The organism is Clostridium thermobutyricum DSM 4928 (assembly GCF_002050515.1).
Taxonomy (GTDB): domain Bacteria; phylum Bacillota; class Clostridia; order Clostridiales; family Clostridiaceae; genus Clostridium; species Clostridium thermobutyricum.
The window spans coordinates 115,361-133,352 of sequence record NZ_LTAY01000092.1 but is presented as its reverse complement, the minus strand read 5'-3'; the positions used below and the strand labels follow the sequence as shown (position 1 = coordinate 133,352).

Below are 17,992 nucleotides of genomic sequence, written 5' to 3'. Positions count from 1 at the left end.
AGTATATATAATAAAATCTTTCTTTAATAAAATATTATTTGGATATGATATTTTAAATTTACAGTAGATATTTTATGAAATTGTTTGCGATAATTGTAATTTATAGTTCATTAAAAGTAAAAATAAATAAAGTAGGGAGCAAAAGTATGGATATATTAAGGTTAACGCCTATAGAATTTATATTTATAACAATTCCAGAAAGCTTTTTATTAGTTTTTTCACTCTATGTTTTGACTAAAGCTAAATTTGATTTTAAAAGATATTTTACATCAGCTGTTTTATTATCCTTGTCCGTTTACTTAATAAGATTACTTCCAATAAGTTATGGAATACATACTATTTTAAATATAATAATTTTAGTTGGATTAGGAATAGAAATAAATAAAATAGATATGATTGATACCGTTAGAGCAGCTATTATAGCAGCAGTAGTTCTTTTCTTAAGCGAGGGCTTAGATTTAGGAATAATGAAAGTGTTTGCAGAAAACATAAATTATATATTTAATAATGAAATTTTAAAAATAGTATGGGGATTCCCATCATTAATAATATTTATAATATTAATTTTATTAATAAAAAAATTAGGAGATAAATTTATAAATGCTAAGTGTAGAAAAAATATCGAATAAAATAGCTATAAAGTTAGCTAAAGAGACTAATGGAAATGATCAAAAGAGACAAGTTATACAATATGGAGTATTTGCAATAATTCAAATAGCTATATCTATAGGATTAGTTATTATATTTGGATTAATATTTAATGTACTAGTACCAGCTTTAATAATGTCTTTTACTATAAGTATACTTAGAAAATATTCAGGTGGAGTTCATGCAAGTACGCCAGGAATATGTTCATTTATTGGAACAATTATATGCATAATAGTACCAATAATATTAAAATATATAAACTTAAAATTTACAGCGGTATTAATAATAGGAATAATATTATTTATAATTTCTTATTATTTAATTTATAAATTAGCACCTAGAGATAGTGAAAAAAAGAGAATCAAAAAAGAAGAAAAAAGAAAAAGATTAAAGAGAAAATCTATATATATATTAACTGTATATCTATTAATAACAGTAATTCTATTACTGATTTATAGTAATTTTAATAGACAATATATTTTAGTATATATTATAAGTATATATGCGGGAATATGTTGGCAGGTTTTTTCTATTACTAAACTTGGGTATATAGTTCTTGGAAAAATAGATTTTCTTTTAAATAAATTATTTAGCTTAGGAGGAAATTAAAATGGTAAAAACTATTAATTCAAAAATTTTATTTGCGGCTGCTGCTGTAGCAACAGTTTTCGCTGGGCTAGTTGCTTCTTCAGCTTGCTTATGGAGCTTTTATCAACCAGAAGAACCAGAATGCTTAAGTGATAAATAGAAGTAAGGTTAATACGAAAGTTTGTCTTTTATAAAGGCAAACTTTCTTGTTAAATAGAGGAATATAATATGGAAAAGAAAACAACTAATATAATGGAAATAAATGATATTGTAGCATTAGTAAAATTAGCATCATTATTATTTGCTGGAACAATAATGTTACAATGTTTCTTTGCAAAAGCAAGCGTTCAAAACAATAAATTATATGAAGAATGTAGCATAATAGGTATTGGATTTTTTATATTTTTACTTTTATTTATATATGTGATTTGGTCTTTTTCAACTTCTAAAAGACATCTAACTAAAACAAAAAATAATATTCAGATAATAGAAAATATAATATTTATGTCTATATTTTTTATTGTGATATTAATATCAGGAGGAAACACTAGTCAATATAAAGTGTTATTTCTTTTTATAATAACTACTACAACAATTCAATCAGGAATGAAAAGAGGAATAATAACTGCATTAATATCTTCTTTGATAATACTTGGGATAGATATTGTAGCTATGCCTAGAGCAGAAGTTAACATTTATTTTGAAAACGACTTAATTCTTTGTGGTGTTTTCATATTAACAGCGTGGCCACTTGGATATTATGTAAAATTAGCAAATAAATCTATAAATAAACTTACTAGCTTAGCAAATGAAGATGGACTTACAGGACTATACAATCATAGATATTTTTATGACGCATTAATAAATTCAATAAAAGATGTTGATAAAAAGAAAGGTAAATTATCAGTAATATTTTTAGATATAGATTATTTTAAACAATATAATGACCTTTATGGACATCAAGAAGGAGATAATATATTAAGAGAAATAGGAAATATATTAAGTGAATATAAAAAATTAAACTTTATTCCTGCAAGATATGGAGGAGAAGAGTTTGCAGTTATAATGCCTTTTACAGATGAAAAAAAAGCAACAGATATAGCAGAGAGCATAAGAAAAAAAATTGAAAAAAAATATTTTAAAGGTCAAGAAAATCAACCTAATGGAAATTTAACAGCTTCTATTGGTATTTCTGTTTATCCTGATAGAGCAGCAAATGAAGTTGAACTTATAAAATCAGCAGATGATGCCTTATATAAAGCTAAATTTTTTAATAAAAATAGAGTAGAAACATATACATCAATATTAGATGAAATAAAAGGGGATATTGATGAAAAAGATATTGAATTAGTAACATCTATAAAAACACTTATAAGTGTTATAAATGCAAAAGATAGATACACTTATGGGCATTCAGAAAGAGTTGTTTTTTATAGTAAAATTTTAGGTGAAGCTCTGAATTTAACTGAAGATGAAAAAAGAGAATTAAAATATGGTGCTTATATGCATGACATAGGAAAAATAAATATTCCAAAAGAAATATTAATTAAAAAGATGCCTTTAAATGATAAAGAATGGAATATGTTAAAAGAGCATCCTCAAAATGGTGTTGATATAATAGAACCAGTTAAGTCATTAAGCAGAGTAAAACCTATAATTTTGTATCATCATGAAAAATTTGATGGAACTGGATATCCAGAAGGATTAAAAGGAAATAAGATTCCTTATTTAGCAAGAATTTTAACTGTAGTTGATAGTTTCGATGCAATGACATCAAATAGACCTTATAATAAGAGAAAGACTTATTCAGAAGGAATAGAAGAGCTGAGAAAATGGAGTGGAAAACAATTTGATCCTAAAATAGTAGATGCATTTATAAAGACATTAAAAGAAAATGTTAATGAATTAAATTCATTAAGGTAATTTATTTATCTCTATATTTTTTTTGAAATTAGTGATAAAATATGATTTTAAAGATAAAAATATGGAGGTAAAAAATATGGGATTTTTATCTATAGTTCTAATAGGTGTTGGGCTTGCAATGGATGCATTTGCAGTAGCACTAGCTAAAGGAATAACATTTAAAAAATTTAATGTTAGTGAAACAGTTAGTATGGCATTAACTTTTGGAATTTTCCAGGGGGCAATGATTTTAATAGGAAGATTTATTGGAGGATATTTTTATTCATTTATAGATAAATATAATAAAATAATAGTATTTTTAGTTTTTATTATATTAGGAATAAAAATGTTAATAGATTGCTTTAAGAATGATGAAAATGAAGAAGAAAAAGTACAACAATTAAATTTTAAAGAATTATTAGCCTTAGGATTAGCTACAAGTATTGATGCCTTAGCTGTAGGAATTACGTTTGCTACATATAAAGGTAATATTATTTCTCCCCCTTTAATAATAGGAGTAGTAACTTTTATATTATCAGTAATTGCATCTATATTAGGTTACATAATGGGCAAAAAAATAGATGGTCAATGGGCTGAAATAATAGGAGCTGTAATACTAATACTTTTAGGAATAAAAGTATTGTTTTAGTAAAAAGGAGATAGTAAAAACTATCTCCTTTTTATAATATTAATATATAAGTTTGTGAAAAATAAAAAAATATTTGTTATACAGATAGTTTTATTTTACACTTCTTCCAAGAGAACTTTCTAGGATATAATACCAATCTTCATGAGAAAGATTAATATTTAAAGCTGATGTAGCTTGTTTAACTCTTGAAATTTTAGAGCTTCCTACTATCGGCATTATTTTGGCAGGATGTTTTAAAATCCAAGCATAAGCTATTTGATCTATAGAAGAAGCAGAATATTTTTCTTTTAATTCATTTAGTGATGCACGAACTCTCATAGCTTGTTCACAATCATCTTTAAATAATTTTCCTCCAGATAATGGAGACCAAGCCATTAAAGAAGAGTGGTTAATCATAGCATTATCAATAGAACCATCTTCAAAAGCATTAACAGTTAGTGGAGAAATTTCTATTTGATTAGTAACAAGTTTTCCATCATAATAGGAAGCTAAAAGATTAAATTGAGAAGGAGTAAAATTTGAAACTCCAAATTCGCGAACTTTTCCAGCTTTTTTTATTTCATTAAAAGCCTCTGCAACTTCACTTGGATCCATTAAATAATCTGGTCTATGAATTAAAACTACATCAATATTATCAACACCAAGTCTAATTAAAGAATTATCTACAGAGTTTATTATATGATCTTTAGTTGAATTATAGTGGGGTGTTTTTACATCTTTAAATAAAGCTTCAATAGGAGGCTTTATACCACATTTAGTTACAATTTCTATTTTATTTCTAATAGTTTTATCTAATTTCATTGCTTCTCTTTGATAAGTTTCAGACATATATATGTCTGCTGTATCAAAAGTAGTTATTCCTAATTCTATACAATTATTCATAAATTTTAAAGTTTCAGAAGGGGTTTGTCCCCAATTACTAAGTCTCCAAAAACCTTGAATTATTCTTGAGAAGGATAAATCATCTGTTAGTTTTATTCTTTCCATTAGCAAAGCACCTCATTTCAAAATTTTACTAATTATAGTGTAACATTTTTATGTATACATTTTCAAATAGCTTTGAATTTTAAGTAGTTAAAAAAACTTATTTAATGTAAAATAAAAGATAAATAATAAAAGTATAATTAATAAAGGAATAAATAATGAATATTAGAGAATTAAAAGAAAATGAAGTAGAGTACATAATGAATTTATGGTATAAAGAAACTATAAATTGTCATTCTTTTATAAAAAAAGAATATTGGGATAAAGTATATGAAGTAGTTAAAAAAGAATATATAAGTACTGCAGAAACTTATGTTTATGAGCTAAATGGAGAAATAATAGGATTTATAAGTCTTATAGAAAAAGAATTTCTTGGAGCAATCTTTATTAAGTATGAATATCAAAATAAAGGATATGGAAAAGCTTTAATTAATTTTGTGAAAGAAAAGAGAAATAAAATTATTCTTAGAGTATATGAAAAAAATAAGAAAGCAGTAGAATTTTATAGTAGAAATAAATTTATAATTATAAATATGAAAGAAAATATTAAAATTAGTGAAAAAGAATATTTAATGCTTTGGAAGAACTAATTTTATAGAAAGTAGGAATTATGAAAGAATTTAAAAAGTATTTATACATAGTTAATTATCCAGTTTTTGAAGCAGAATTATGTATGATGGAAATGAGAGAATTATTTAATAAAGAACCAAATAATAAGATATTAATATCAGAAAGAAAATTTAATCCATCTAATAGTCCATTTATAAAAAATAGATTAGATGTAATATATGAAGAAGATTCGTTAGAGAAGATTTTAGAAAATATAAAAACTGATAATGTTTCTTTTGAAAAGTTTAAAGTTGAATATTTAAGATTAGAAGCTGGAAATGTGCCTTATGAAGAAAGATTAAGGAGTGTAAGAGAAATTGGGCTTGTAGTAAATGGATTTCCTGATATACATAATCCAGAAATATCACTTGGTATAACAAAATTTAATGAAAAATGGATGTTTGGAATAAATGTTAGAAATGATTATGAGTGGCATATACATGATAGAAAACCTTGCTCATATTCAAATTCATTAAGTACAAGAGTGGCCAAGGCTATTGTAAATATAGGAACTAAGGGATATAAAGATGTAAAAGTTATTGATCCTTGCTGTGGAGTAGGTACTACAATTATAGAAGGATTATCAATGGGACTTGATATATGTGGATGTGAAATAAATCCTCAAATTGCGGCTAATGCAAAAAGAAATTTAGAATTTTTTGGGTTAGAAAAAAGAGTTACTAAAGGAAGTATGCATGATTTAGAAAGTCATTATGATGTTTCTATAATAGATATTCCTTATGGACTTTTTACAAAAACAACCGAAAAAGAACAAAGAGATATAATAAATACTGCTAGAAGAATAAGTGATAAAATGATAATAATAACATTTGAAGATATGGATGATATGATAAAAGAAGCAGGATTTAAAATATTAGATGCTTGCAAAGTTTGCAAAGGTAAATTCACAAGATATGTTTCTATATGTAAATAGAAATATTAATATAATTAAATAAAAAGTGTCTACCTTAAATTTAAGAGTAGACACTTTTTATTAATTTTCCATTCCTTTAAAAGCTCTTTTTAGAGGTTTTAATAAGAATAATACTCCAAATAGTGTACATAATGTTGATCCTAAATCAGTTTCAAAGCCTAATACAAGCCTTACAACTAAAGCATGACCTCCAAGTCCAGTTGAAATTATAAAAGGTAAATCTATTAATGTTCCACAAATGAAAGTTAAAAAAGCACCTACAAAAGCTAAAACATATTCAGATTTACATCTTTTATATAAGGCTGAATATATAAGTATGTATTGAGGAAATAAAACAAAATACATTATAACCCACATTCCAAATCCATATAAAAGCATAACTAAAAAACAAAATACTACAATTGTAATATAAGCATTTTTTCTTTTAACATATACTCCATAAAGAAGCATTACAAAATTAGTTATACTAACATACATAAGCGTAGAACCCAAATAATACACTATAAAAAGTATTGCAGATAAAACTGCTATTCTAGTTATATCTTTAGCTGACAATTTAAATTACCCCGCATTATTAGTAAATACAAATTCTATTTTATCACCATTAGCAAGATTTATTTTATCAGCAGCTGGTGCTGCACCAACTTTTAAATTTAAGTTTTGTGATGGAGAGTCATATGAATACATCCACCAAGGACCTTTATCCATATTTGTACTGTCAACACCCATTAATCCAGTTATAAATGGACCCCATTTAGTTTGTTCAAAAGTAACTTTTAAGTCTTTTTGATTTGCCTTTAAGAAATCAGCAAGTGTTTTTGAATCTGTTTCAAATTTCTTATCTTTCATTAGATATTTATGATCTATTTGATTTTCTATAGTTATAGTTATAGTTTTTTCTCCTTTTTGACCTTTGATAAGGTTACGTGAAGCAAAAACTATACCGATAACTACTAATATAGCAATTATAGCTATAATTATCTTTGGTAAAATTGATTTTTTCATTATATAACTCCTTTAATATGATTTTGATATAAAAACTTTTTCTTGGATGTTGTTTAATCTATTAACTTCCAAAGAAAAAAGAAATAGCAAATTAGTCATTAAATTAGAAAAATCTAATAAAATTTCAGGAACTTCAGTTCCACTTTTTTTTAGTAAGTATAAATTTCTACAAACTCTTTTAGCAATTCCTCTTGCAACATGATATTCACAAGCTATAGGATGGCCAATTGGATAAACAAACCCAGAAATTCTATCTTTATTATAAGATTTTAATTTTGAAATTAAGTTTAATCCATATTGTATATCAGAATCAAATATAGCAAGTTTTCCTCTAATTGAGCCATTTAAATGAAGAACTTTATCCATAAGCCAAAATGTTTCTTCTTTTAAAGGTGTATCTAAAGAATAAATTCTTCCAAGTATAGAAGAGAGATAATCTGTTAAAACCTCATGGTCTACAGGACCAAAATCTTCATTAAGAAATGGATAAGAAATTAAATCTATATTCTTTTTCATAAATCCTCCTTTAATTATAACTGATATAATTTATTAATTGACAATAAGTCTTTTTTATTATAATAAAAATACAATAAAAAAGTAAAATAAAAAAATATTAATATTATAATAACAAACTAATTATCCTATACTATTATAATGAGAAAAGGAGGCGATATTATGAAGAATTTTCATTATTCAATTAAAACAGATATACATTTTGGTAAAGGAGCTATAGAAAACTTACCAAATGAAATAAAAAAATATGGTGAAAAAGTTCTATTAGTATATGGTGGAGGAAGTATACGAAAAATAGGGTTATATGATAAAGTCTTAGATTTATTAAATGAAAATAATATAAAATGTATAGAAATTTCAGGAGTAGAACCAAATCCAAGAATAGATACAGTAAGACGCGGAGTTAGATTTGTAAAAAGTGATAAAATAGATGTTATTCTTCCAATAGGTGGAGGAAGTACAATAGATTGTGCTAAAGCTATATCAGCAGGAAGCTTTTATGATGGAGATCCATGGGATTTAATAGTAGATCCTTCAAAAATAAAAAAAGTTCTTCCTATAATATCAGTTTTAACATTAGCAGCAACAGGATCAGAAATGGATGCAGGAGCAGTAATAAGTAATTTAGAAACACGAGAAAAATTAGGATTTGGTCATCCAGATTTGAGACCAAAAGCATCTATATTAGATCCAGAATATACTTATACAGTTCCTAAAAATCAAACAGCAGCTGGAACAGCAGATATAATGAGTCATATATTAGAAGTTTATTTTAGTAAAAATGAAGGAGCTTATTTACAAGATAGAATGTGCGAAGCACTTTTAAAAACTTGTATACATTATGGACCAATTGCTTATAGAGATGGAGAAAATTATGAAGCTAGAGCAAATTTAATGTGGGCATCTAGTCTTGCAATAAATGGGTTACTTTCAAATGGTAAATCAGGAGCTTGGAGTGTTCATCCAATAGAGCATGAATTAAGTGCCTATTATGATATAACTCATGGAGTTGGGCTTGCAATATTAACTCCAAATTGGATGGAATACGTATTAGATAATACAACTATAGAAAAATTTGTTCAGTATGGAATTAATGTATGGGATATAGATAAGAGTTTAGATAAAGAAGAGATAGCTAAAAAATCTATAGAAAAAACTAGAGAATTTTTTAAATCATTAGAAATACCAAGTTCTTTACAAGAAATAAATATAAATGATGAGCATTTTGAAGATATGGCAGAGCATTGTGTTAGAAAAGGAATAATAGATGGTTATAAACCATTAGATAAAGACTCAATAATACAAATATTTAAATCTTCTCTATAAATAAATTAAGAAAACAGTATCTTTTAGATAATTTGAAATATCTAGAAGATACTGTTTTTATTTTCTATAAATGCCTAAAAACCCTTAGAAATGAAAAAACATTTATGTGAACACTTAAGGTAAACGTTACATAACTACATAAAAAAATAAGTCTAACAATTAATAGAATGATTAAAAAAAATGGAAGAAAAAGTATTATTAAGCCTTATAATATTAATAAATAATTAAAAATATTTCTAATTAGTGTCCTAAATATAAAAATTACGAAATATGTAATAATTTATATATTAATAAATTTATACTAATATGAACAAATAATTAATAAAAAGTGTATGTTTTTTTGGAATTTGAACAAATTTATTTGACAAAAAAATTAAAAGGAATATTATAAGTGTATAAGGTTCGTCCAACAAATGAACTTAAAAAGTTTTAAAAATAATTGAATATTATCTACGGGCTATAGAGAATAAGAAATTATTTTTAATAAATAGTGAAGAAAATTAATTATTGAGTAAAAGAAAACTTTTGAAATTAAAACATTTAATTGAAAAAGAAAATTTATTTACTAGGAATTATTTAAAGATTTATTAATCTAAAATTTTTATTCTTATAAATTTGTTTTATAAGGACTATATAAGATAAATTTATAAGAATCAGGTTAACATTATGAAGTATTAATACAAGCTATAATTTGTAGTGAAGTTAAGCTTTGTATTAATACGAAATGTTAGCAAGCAAATCAGATAAAAATTAATTTGTAGCTAATGCTTAAATTAATTTATATATATAATATTTAAAATTGGATATATGGTAATTTAAAATGGAGTTTTGAAGTTGTTGTAGGCTTAATAAAAACTATTTTAAATGGTCATATTATAGAAGTTTAAGGAGATGTACTAACGATGAGTGAGAGAGATGTAAACTTAAAAGCCTTATTCTTAGGGCCAAAATCAGAAAATAAAGATGTTTATACAAAACACCTTAACAGATTATTTGAAGATCACAGTGAGTGGAGAAAGAACTATCACCCAGAAGATCAACCAATAATAAAAAGAGATGATTTCAAAGCAGAAGATTTTGCTATGACTTCAGAAAAAGTTGAGGATGTATTAACTCAATTATCAATAAAATTAAGATCAAAATCATTACCATGGCATTCACCAAGATTCTTAGGACACATGAACTCAGAAACTTTAATGCCAGCAATATTAGGATACTTTGCTGCAATGTTATACAATGGAAATAACGTTGCTTATGAATCATCACCAGGTACTTCAGAAATGGAAGAAGAAGTAGGAGCTGATTTTGCTCAATTAATGGGATACAAAAATGGTTGGGGACATATCTGTGCAGACGGATCAATTGCTAACTTAGAAGCTATTTGGTATGCTAGAAACATAAAATCATTACCACTTGCAATGCAAGAAGTTGCTCCAGAATTAGTTGAAGGAAAAACTGAATGGGAATTATTAAATATGTCAACAGAAGAAATCTTAGACTTAGCTGACAAAGCTAAAGATTTCGATTTAATAAAAGAAAAATCAGCAAGAGGATGCGGACAAAAAATTGCTAAATTAGGTAAATGGTTTGTACCAAGAACTAAACACTACTCATGGTTAAAAGCTGCTGATATAATCGGTTTAGGAACTGAAAATGTTGAAGAAGTAGATGTTAATGAATTATTCAGAATGGATGTTGAGCTTTTAGAAGCTAAAATCAGAGCTAATGCTGAACAAGGAATTCCTACTTTAGGGGTTGTTGGTGTTGTTGGATCAACTGAAGAAGGTGCTGTTGACGATATACACAAAATCATAGCTTTAAGAGATAAATTAGCTAAAGAAGGAATATACTTCTATGTACACATTGATGCTGCATACGGGGGATATGCTAGATCAATATTCTTAGATGAAAACTATGATTTCATACCTCAAGATAAATTACATGCTAAATACATGGAACATGGAGTATTCTTAAATGAAGAAACTCAATGGCCATCAGATGATACTTACCAAGCTTTCAAAGCTATAAGTGAAGCTGAAACTGTAACTATTGACCCACACAAAATGGGATACATCCCTTACTCAGCTGGTGGAATAGTTATAAAAGATACAAGAATGAGAGAAGTAATTTCATACTTCGCTACTTACGTATTTGAAAAAGGAATGGATATTCCTGCATTACTTGGAGCATTCATGCTTGAAGGATCAAAAGCTGGAGCTACTGCTGCATCAGTTTGGACAGCTCACAGAACAGTTCCACTAAACATTACTGGATACGGAAAATTAATAGGAGCTGGTATCGAAGGTGCTTGGAACTTACACAAACACTTCGAAAACAAAGAATTCATGGTTAATGGTAAGAAAGTTATACTTCACACATTAGTTCAACCAGACTTCAACATGTTAGACTTCTCATTCAATGAAGAAGGAAACACTGACTTAAAAGTTATGAATAAATTAAACCATGACTTCTATGAAGAAGCTTCATATGTAAATGGTGGATTATATGATAATGACTTCATAACTTCACACACTGACTTTGCAGTTCCTGAGTATGGAAATAGCCCATTCTCATATGTTGAAAGACTTGGATTCTCAAGAGCTGAATGGGATAAAGAACAAAAAGTTACTGTATTAAGAGCTTGTGTACTTTCACCATTCATAAACGATTTAGCTACATTTGATGAATACATGGAAAAAGTAGATGCAGCTATTCAAAGAAAATTAGAAAGAATATACAACAGAAAATAATTTCTGAATGATATAAATTGCTAGTACTTATGTACTAGCAATTTTTTTTATGCTTTTATTCCTTTATTGTAAAAATTAGTCTTGTATAAATAAGGTTTGAAAAGAGAATACTTTTAATGAAGTAAATCTACAATAATCGACAAAGTAGATTAATTTATTACTTAAGAAAGGAAGGATCTTTATGGGAAGTGAAGAAAAGAAGCTTAGCTTGGTTCAATTAGTAGGAATTACAATGGCTTTTTTTGGAACTGTAAGAAGTGTTCCTACCTTAGCAATAACAGGTTGGTCACAGATTTCTTATTTAATTGGAGCAGTTATTTTATTCGCCATCCCAATAGCTTTAATTGCAGCTGAACTTGCAACTGCATATCCAAAAGAGGGAGGACCTCAAGTTTGGGTTAAGGAAGCTTTTGGAGAAAAATTTGGATTTGTAACATCATGGCTTTTATGGGTTCAAATGTTTTTCGGAATGGTTATGATTTCATCAACAATAGGAGTTATGTTAGGATATGCTATAGGAATGCCATCACTTTCACAAAATAATTTATTTGTATTTATTTGTATTCTAATTGCATATTGGCTAGTTACTCTTCTTAACTTAAGATATGACATGGTTAAAGTTGTTGGTAATTGGGGAGCAATAATAGGAGTATATATTCCTTTTATTCTTCTTATAATTTTAGGGTTAGCTTATTTAGCTAAATTCGGAATAAACCCAAGAGGATACTTAGCTGGAGGATTTGAATTTAGAAAAATGTTCCCGGATTTTAATAGTGCAGGAACATTAACTTATTTCTCAGGAGTTATATTCATATTTGCAGGAATAGAAATTTCTTCAGTTCATGCAAATAATATTGATAATCCAAAGAGAAATTATCCTATAGCAGTTATATTTACATTAGTAATAATCATTATATTAAATTTAGTAACAGGTTTAACAATGTCAAATGCTGTTCCAAATGGAGAAATGCAATTATCTAACATATTACAACCTTTCGCAATTTATTTTGAGGGATTAGGTATGCCATCAATTTTTGTAAATATAATTGGATGGATGATAACAATAGGAATACTTGCACAATTAAGTGCTTGGGTACTTGGACCTTCAAAAGCAATGATTAAAGTTGCAGAAGAAGGATTATTACCACCAGTATTCCAAAAGAGGAATAGAAAAGGAGTTCCTATTACATTTGTAATTTTACAAGCAATAATAATTTCAATTATAGCTTTTGTATATGTAGTAGTACCAAATGTTAATAGCGCATTCCTAATAATCACAATCACAACAACAATACTTTATTGTTTGGCATATGTATTAATGATATTCTCAATAATAAAATTAAGATATAGTAAGCCTGAATTAGAAAGACCATTTAGATTAGGTGGAATGGGAACAATGTGGTTTGTAGCTATTCTTGCTTTAGTTGGTATTTTATTAACTATAATTGCAAGTTTAATACCACCATCAATATTAGGACCAGGTGAAGGTCCAGGATATATTGCATTCCAAGTAATTGCATCAGTTGTATTCTTTATAATACCATTTATAATTTATGCTGTTAAAAAAGAAAGCTGGAAAAAGAATGATCATCATAGACATTAAAAATTTGATTAATTTATTCTAAAAAAATATTAAATATAGAAGTTAATAAATTTTAGTTTTGAATTAAAGATAATTTGTTATAAATAAAGGAGTAAAAATATGAATGATAAAACAAATGAGGATTTAAATCTTAAAGCAGTCTTTTTAGGACCTAAATCTGAAAATAAAAATACATTTGAAAAATATCTTAAAATGATGTTTGAAGATCATAGTGAATGGAGAAAAAATTATCATCCAGAAGATAAAGAAATAATAAATAGAAGAGAAAAAAGAACAGAAGATTTCCAAGAATCTGTTGATAGAATGGAAGATGTTCTTAAAGAATTATCTATAAGACTTAGATCACAATCACTTCCATGGCATTCCCCAAGATTCTTAGGTCATATGAACTCAGAAACACTTATGCCAGCAATATTAGGATATTTTGGGGCTATGTTATATAATGGAAATAACGTTGCATATGAATCTTCACCAGGAACTTCACAAATGGAAGAAGAAGTTGGAGAAGATTTTGCAAAATTAATGGGATATCAAGATGATATTGGTTGGGGACATATTTGTGCAGATGGTTCAATTGCTAACCTTGAAGCGATTTGGTATGCAAGAAATATTAAATCATTACCACTTGCTATGAAAGAAGTTGCTCCTGAATTAGTAGAAGGAAAAGATGAATGGCAACTTTTAAATATGTCAGTTAAAGAAATATTAGATTTAGTTGAAAAAGTGCCTGATAAACTTGATGAATTAAAAGAACATTCAGCAAGAGAAGGTGTTGAAAAAATAGCTAAATTAGGTAAGTGGATAATTCCACAAACTAAACATTATTCATGGCTTAAAGCAGCTGATATTATTGGAGTTGGTCTTGAAAATGTAGAAGCTATAGAAGTAAATGAAAAATTCAGAATGGATACTGAGCTTCTAGAAAAGAAAATAAGAGAATTTGCAGCACAAAAAATTCCTGTATTTGGAGTTGTAGGAGTTGTTGGTTCAACAGAAGAAGGTGCTGTTGATGATATTCATAAAATAATTGAAGTTAGAGATAGACTTGCAAAAGAAGGAATTCATTTCTATGTACATATAGATGCTGCTTATGGAGGATATGCAAGATCAATATTCTTAGATGAAGACTTTAGTTTTATTCCAAAAGATAAACTTCAAGAAAAATATAAAGAGCATGGAGTTATTTTAGATCCAAATACAAAATGGCCTGAAGATGACACTTATGAAGCATTTAAAGCTATAAGTGAAGCGGATACAGTTACTATTGACCCTCATAAGATGGGATATATTCCATATTCAGCAGGTGGAATAGTAATTAAAGATAAGAGAATGAGAGATTCAATTTCTTATTTTGCAACATATGTATTTGAAAAAGGAATGGATATTCCAGCATTACTTGGAGCATTTATGCTTGAAGGATCAAAAGCTGGAGCAACTGCAGCTGGAGTTTGGGCAGCACATAGAACTTTACCACTTAATATTACAGGATATGGTAGACTTATAGGAGCTTCTATTGAAGGAGCAATGAATTTATATGAATATTTAAGTGATAAGAAGTTTGTTGTTGATGGCAAAGAAATAATATTACATACTCTTATAAGACCAGACTTTAATATGGTTGATTTTGCATTTAATGAAGTAGGAAACACAGACTTAGAAAAAATGAATGAATTAAATCATGATTTCTATGAAGAAGCATCATATGTTAGAGGTGGATTATACAGCAATGATTTTATTACTTCTCATACAGATTTTGCTGTTCCAGATTATGGTGATAGTCCATTTGGATATGTTAATAATATAGGAATTTCAAGAGAAGAGTGGGATAAAGTACAAAAAGTAACAGTGCTAAGAGCTTGTGTACTTTCACCTTTCTTAAATGATAAAAAAGTATTTGCAGAGTATATGGAAAAAATAGAAAAAGCAATTCAAGATAAATTACAAAAGATATATAATGACAAAAAAATAAATAAATAAAATAAAAAGGTATCAAGATTTTCTTGATACCTTTTTATACTATATTCATTATTATAGGTATTGTTATAATAGAAAAAATAGTTGTAATAAAAACACATTGAGCAGCAAATTCAGGTTTTACTTTAAAACTACTTGCAAAAACTGAACATACAACTGCAACAGGTAATGCTTCTAATAATACACATATACTTCTTATAAATGGTGTTGCACCTAAAATTGTAGTTAAAAAGAAAATTAGTATTGGTATTAATATAAGTTTTGTAAAACTTATATAATATAGAAGCTTTTCTTTAAACATTTCCTTTAAATTTATAGAACTTAACATAGCTCCAACAATTATCATTGATAGTGGAGTAGTCATATTTCCTATGTAACTAAGAGTTAATTGTATAGGTGAAGGAAGTTCTAAATTGAAAATGATAAGAATAATTCCTATTAAAGTAGCAATAATACCTGGACTAAAAACTATGTTTTTAATAATTTTTAATTTATTATTTTCTTCTTTATTAAATAATATTATTCCAATACTAAATAGGAATATACAATAAGGGATTCCATAAATCGCAGTATAAAAAACACCTAATTTTCCATAAAGTCCAGCCATTATAGGATATCCCATAAAACCAGAGTTTGAAAATAAATTGGAGAATACACAAATTGCTTTATTTTCTTTAGGTAATTTTAATGCTAAAAGTTTACTTAATATATAAAGGAAAATGTGTATTATAGTTGAGAAAATAAATATTAATATTGCATTATGAATAACTGAATGTGTTATTTTATAATTAAATGAAGATAGTATTAAAAAGGGAAGTGAAACTTTAATTAAAAAGTTTGACATAGATCCAATGCTTTCTTCAGAAATTATATTTTTTTTTCTAACAAAAATTCCTACAAGCATAATTAAAAATAATATAAAAACTTCTTTTATAATAGTAAAATTCAATATAAATCACCTCTTTTACTTATACAATTATATATGGAAGATATGAATTAACTTTAAATAAATAAAAAACCTATCTAATTTAATAGATAGGTTTTAATTCGTATATTTGTAGTAGTATAGATTATAATTTTAAAAGTCATTATATTAATTAACAAGATTTCTAATTTGGTTGATTAAATTTGTTTTGGTTGATTAATTTTAATTTGATTGATTAATTTTAATTTGGTTGATTAATTTTAATTTGGTTGATTAATTTTAATTTGGTTAATTAATTTTAATTTGGTTAATTAATTTATTTTAATTATTTTATAACAACTTTTGTAAATCCTTTTTTACCTTTTTTGATCATTGCAAATCCTTCTGCAAAATGTTCTTTATTTAAAGTAGCTGAAACATCAGTAACTTTTTCATTGTTTAATGATAAACCGTTTTGTTGTAGTAATCTTCTAGCTTCGGATTTTGAAGGAAGAACTTTAAATTCTACTAATAAATCTATTAAGCTAGTTCCAAGTTTATCTTCTGAAAGCTCAATAGTTGGAACATTTTCTAAATCAACTCCACCATTGAATAGAGCTTCAGCAGCTTTAGCAGCTTTTTGTGCTTCTTCTTCACCGTGAACTAATTTAGTAACTTCAAATGCTAATCTTTGTTTAGCTTTATTTATTTCTGCACCTTCAACATCACATAATGCTCTGATTTCATCCATTTCAACGAATGTTAATAATTTTAAGCATTTTTCAACGTCAGCATCATCAATGTTTCTCCAGTATTGGAAGAATTCAAAAGGAGATACTTTTTCAGGGTCAAGCCATAAAGCTCCACCAACTGTTTTACCCATTTTTTCACCTTCGCTGTTTGTTAAAAGACTACAAGTCATAGCGTATACACTCTTAGATTTTTTCTTTCTAACTAAGTCAACACCAGCAATCATATTTGACCATTGGTCGTCTCCACCTAATTCCATTTTACATCCGAACTTTTCATTTAAAACTAAGAAATCATAAGCTTGCATTAACATGTAGTTAAATTCTAAGAATGATAGACCTCTATCAGCTTCAAATCTTCTTTTAAAACATTCAGCAGCTAACATTTTATTTACTGTAAAATGTCCACCAACTTCTCTTAAGAAATCAATGTAGTTTAATCCTCTAAGCCAATCGGCATTATTTACTAATATTGCTTTATCATCTGAGAAATCAATAAATCTTGACATTTGTGATTTTATTGATTCAACATTGTGATGAATTTGTTCATCAGTAAGCATTTTTCTCATATCAGTTTTTCCACTTGGATCTCCAATAGTAACAGTACCACCACCTATTAATACAATAGGTCTATGACCAGCTTTTTGCATATGAGCCATAAACATTAATGCTATGAAATGACCAACATGTAAGCTATCAGCAGTTGGATCAAATCCAATGTAGAATGTTATTTTCTCTTTACCCAATAATTCTCTAGTTTCATTTTCATGTGTGAATTGTTTAATGTATCCACGTTCTTTTAGTGTGTCTAATACGTTTGTCATAATTTTTCCTCCATTATAATTTAAATAAAA

General features: G+C 26.8%; 17 protein-coding genes. 11 read left to right on the top strand and 6 right to left on the bottom strand.

From position 1 onward, the window contains the following. Positions 1-74 precede the first annotated feature (74 nt). From CLTHE_RS14350 to CLTHE_RS14370, 5 genes are all read left to right on the top strand, one after another. Positions 75-629, top strand: coding sequence for a hypothetical protein (locus tag CLTHE_RS14350; RefSeq protein WP_158082750.1), 555 nt, complete (start codon positions 75-77; stop codon positions 627-629). Then, entirely contained in the window at positions 601-1,257 is a 657-nt protein-coding gene (locus tag CLTHE_RS14355) for an accessory gene regulator ArgB-like protein (RefSeq protein ID WP_080024054.1), read from the top strand. Before CLTHE_RS14350 ends, CLTHE_RS14355 begins: the two co-directional genes overlap by 29 nt. A 1-nt stretch (position 1,258) precedes the next feature. Next, positions 1,259-1,396, top strand: coding sequence for a cyclic lactone autoinducer peptide (locus CLTHE_RS14360; protein ID WP_002596976.1), 138 nt, complete (start codon positions 1,259-1,261; stop codon positions 1,394-1,396). A 68-nt stretch (positions 1,397-1,464) separates the two neighbouring features. After that, a complete protein-coding gene (locus CLTHE_RS14365) occupies positions 1,465-3,159 on the top strand; it encodes a bifunctional diguanylate cyclase/phosphohydrolase (RefSeq protein WP_080024055.1) in 1,695 nt (564 codons plus the stop codon). A gap of 76 nt (positions 3,160-3,235) precedes the next feature. Further along, positions 3,236-3,787 carry a manganese efflux pump MntP gene (locus CLTHE_RS14370; RefSeq protein ID WP_158082751.1) on the top strand — a complete coding sequence of 184 codons (552 nt, stop codon included), beginning with the start codon at positions 3,236-3,238 and terminating at the stop codon, positions 3,785-3,787. Between the two features lie 90 nt (positions 3,788-3,877). On the opposite strand, the gene CLTHE_RS14375 is transcribed toward CLTHE_RS14370, so the two are convergent. Next, positions 3,878-4,774, bottom strand: a complete 897-nt coding sequence (locus CLTHE_RS14375) for an aldo/keto reductase (protein WP_080024057.1) — start codon at positions 4,772-4,774, stop codon at positions 3,878-3,880. Positions 4,775-4,929: 155 nt separating this feature from the next. Between CLTHE_RS14375 and CLTHE_RS14380 the strand changes: the two genes are divergently transcribed. Together CLTHE_RS14380 and CLTHE_RS14385 are read left to right on the top strand one after the other, a co-directional pair. Continuing rightward, positions 4,930-5,361 (top strand): N-acetyltransferase, encoded by a 432-nt coding sequence (locus CLTHE_RS14380; RefSeq protein WP_080024058.1) that lies wholly within the window; start codon positions 4,930-4,932, stop codon positions 5,359-5,361. Between the two features lie 20 nt (positions 5,362-5,381). Continuing rightward, positions 5,382-6,314 (top strand): TRM11 family SAM-dependent methyltransferase, encoded by a 933-nt coding sequence (locus CLTHE_RS14385; RefSeq protein ID WP_080024059.1) that lies wholly within the window; start codon positions 5,382-5,384, stop codon positions 6,312-6,314. Positions 6,315-6,374: 60 nt separating this feature from the next. Here CLTHE_RS14385 and CLTHE_RS14390 read toward each other — a convergent pair whose 3' ends face one another. The 3 genes from CLTHE_RS14390 to CLTHE_RS14400 are packed head-to-tail and all read right to left on the bottom strand — an operon-like array spanning position 6,375 to position 7,835. Beyond that, positions 6,375-6,869 (bottom strand): hypothetical protein, encoded by a 495-nt coding sequence (locus CLTHE_RS14390; protein ID WP_080024060.1) that lies wholly within the window; start codon positions 6,867-6,869, stop codon positions 6,375-6,377. Between the two features lie 6 nt (positions 6,870-6,875). Further along, positions 6,876-7,319, bottom strand: a complete 444-nt coding sequence (locus CLTHE_RS14395) for a DUF4430 domain-containing protein (RefSeq protein WP_080024061.1) — start codon at positions 7,317-7,319, stop codon at positions 6,876-6,878. Between the two features lie 12 nt (positions 7,320-7,331). Next, positions 7,332-7,835 carry an ATP:cob(I)alamin adenosyltransferase gene (locus CLTHE_RS14400; RefSeq protein ID WP_080024062.1) on the bottom strand — a complete coding sequence of 168 codons (504 nt, stop codon included), beginning with the start codon at positions 7,833-7,835 and terminating at the stop codon, positions 7,332-7,334. Between the two features lie 159 nt (positions 7,836-7,994). On the opposite strand from CLTHE_RS14400, the gene CLTHE_RS14405 reads away from it, so the two are divergent. The 4 genes from CLTHE_RS14405 to tdc (CLTHE_RS14420) all read left to right on the top strand — a co-directional run bounded on the left by CLTHE_RS14405 (position 7,995) and on the right by tdc (CLTHE_RS14420) (position 15,488). Beyond that, positions 7,995-9,158, top strand: coding sequence for an iron-containing alcohol dehydrogenase (locus CLTHE_RS14405; RefSeq protein WP_080024063.1), 1,164 nt, complete (start codon positions 7,995-7,997; stop codon positions 9,156-9,158). A gap of 902 nt (positions 9,159-10,060) precedes the next feature. Then, positions 10,061-11,908 carry a tyrosine decarboxylase gene (tdc, locus tag CLTHE_RS14410; RefSeq protein WP_080024064.1) on the top strand — a complete coding sequence of 616 codons (1,848 nt, stop codon included), beginning with the start codon at positions 10,061-10,063 and terminating at the stop codon, positions 11,906-11,908. 181 nt (positions 11,909-12,089) lie between these two features. Beyond that, positions 12,090-13,511, top strand: a complete 1,422-nt coding sequence (gene tyrP / locus CLTHE_RS14415; protein ID WP_080024065.1) for a tyrosine-tyramine antiporter — start codon at positions 12,090-12,092, stop codon at positions 13,509-13,511. A gap of 99 nt (positions 13,512-13,610) precedes the next feature. Next, positions 13,611-15,488 carry a tyrosine decarboxylase gene (gene tdc, locus CLTHE_RS14420; protein ID WP_080024066.1) on the top strand — a complete coding sequence of 626 codons (1,878 nt, stop codon included), beginning with the start codon at positions 13,611-13,613 and terminating at the stop codon, positions 15,486-15,488. A 34-nt stretch (positions 15,489-15,522) separates the two neighbouring features. Here the strand turns inward: tdc (CLTHE_RS14420) and CLTHE_RS14425 are convergent, their stop codons facing one another. Together CLTHE_RS14425 and tyrS are read right to left on the bottom strand one after the other, a co-directional pair. Then, complete coding sequence (locus CLTHE_RS14425; protein WP_080024067.1) at positions 15,523-16,434, bottom strand: AEC family transporter; 912 nt, start codon at positions 16,432-16,434, stop codon at positions 15,523-15,525. A 301-nt stretch (positions 16,435-16,735) separates the two neighbouring features. After that, a complete protein-coding gene (gene tyrS / locus CLTHE_RS14430; protein ID WP_080024068.1) occupies positions 16,736-17,962 on the bottom strand; it encodes a tyrosine--tRNA ligase in 1,227 nt (408 codons plus the stop codon). Between the last annotated feature and the right edge of the window lie 30 nt (positions 17,963-17,992).

What these genes read in the sequence shown, in the direction of transcription:
- CLTHE_RS14385 (WP_080024059.1), top strand. Translation starts at nt 5,382, where the DNA reads ATGAAAGAATTTAAAAAGTATTTATACATAGTTAATTATCCAGTTTTT.
- CLTHE_RS14400 (WP_080024062.1), bottom strand. Translation starts at nt 7,835, where the DNA reads ATGAAAAAGAATATAGATTTAATTTCTTATCCATTTCTTAATGAAGAT.
- CLTHE_RS14355 (WP_080024054.1), top strand. Translation starts at nt 601, where the DNA reads ATGCTAAGTGTAGAAAAAATATCGAATAAAATAGCTATAAAGTTAGCT.
- CLTHE_RS14375 (WP_080024057.1), bottom strand. Translation starts at nt 4,774, where the DNA reads ATGGAAAGAATAAAACTAACAGATGATTTATCCTTCTCAAGAATAATT.
- CLTHE_RS14365 (WP_080024055.1), top strand. Translation starts at nt 1,465, where the DNA reads ATGGAAAAGAAAACAACTAATATAATGGAAATAAATGATATTGTAGCA.
- CLTHE_RS14350 (WP_158082750.1), top strand. Translation starts at nt 75, where the DNA reads ATGAAATTGTTTGCGATAATTGTAATTTATAGTTCATTAAAAGTAAAA.
- CLTHE_RS14360 (WP_002596976.1), top strand. Translation starts at nt 1,259, where the DNA reads ATGGTAAAAACTATTAATTCAAAAATTTTATTTGCGGCTGCTGCTGTA.
- CLTHE_RS14405 (WP_080024063.1), top strand. Translation starts at nt 7,995, where the DNA reads ATGAAGAATTTTCATTATTCAATTAAAACAGATATACATTTTGGTAAA.
- tdc (WP_080024064.1), top strand. Translation starts at nt 10,061, where the DNA reads ATGAGTGAGAGAGATGTAAACTTAAAAGCCTTATTCTTAGGGCCAAAA.
- CLTHE_RS14370 (WP_158082751.1), top strand. Translation starts at nt 3,236, where the DNA reads ATGGGATTTTTATCTATAGTTCTAATAGGTGTTGGGCTTGCAATGGAT.
- CLTHE_RS14395 (WP_080024061.1), bottom strand. Translation starts at nt 7,319, where the DNA reads ATGAAAAAATCAATTTTACCAAAGATAATTATAGCTATAATTGCTATA.
- CLTHE_RS14380 (WP_080024058.1), top strand. Translation starts at nt 4,930, where the DNA reads ATGAATATTAGAGAATTAAAAGAAAATGAAGTAGAGTACATAATGAAT.
- tyrP (WP_080024065.1), top strand. Translation starts at nt 12,090, where the DNA reads ATGGGAAGTGAAGAAAAGAAGCTTAGCTTGGTTCAATTAGTAGGAATT.
- tyrS (WP_080024068.1), bottom strand. Translation starts at nt 17,962, where the DNA reads ATGACAAACGTATTAGACACACTAAAAGAACGTGGATACATTAAACAA.
- tdc (WP_080024066.1), top strand. Translation starts at nt 13,611, where the DNA reads ATGAATGATAAAACAAATGAGGATTTAAATCTTAAAGCAGTCTTTTTA.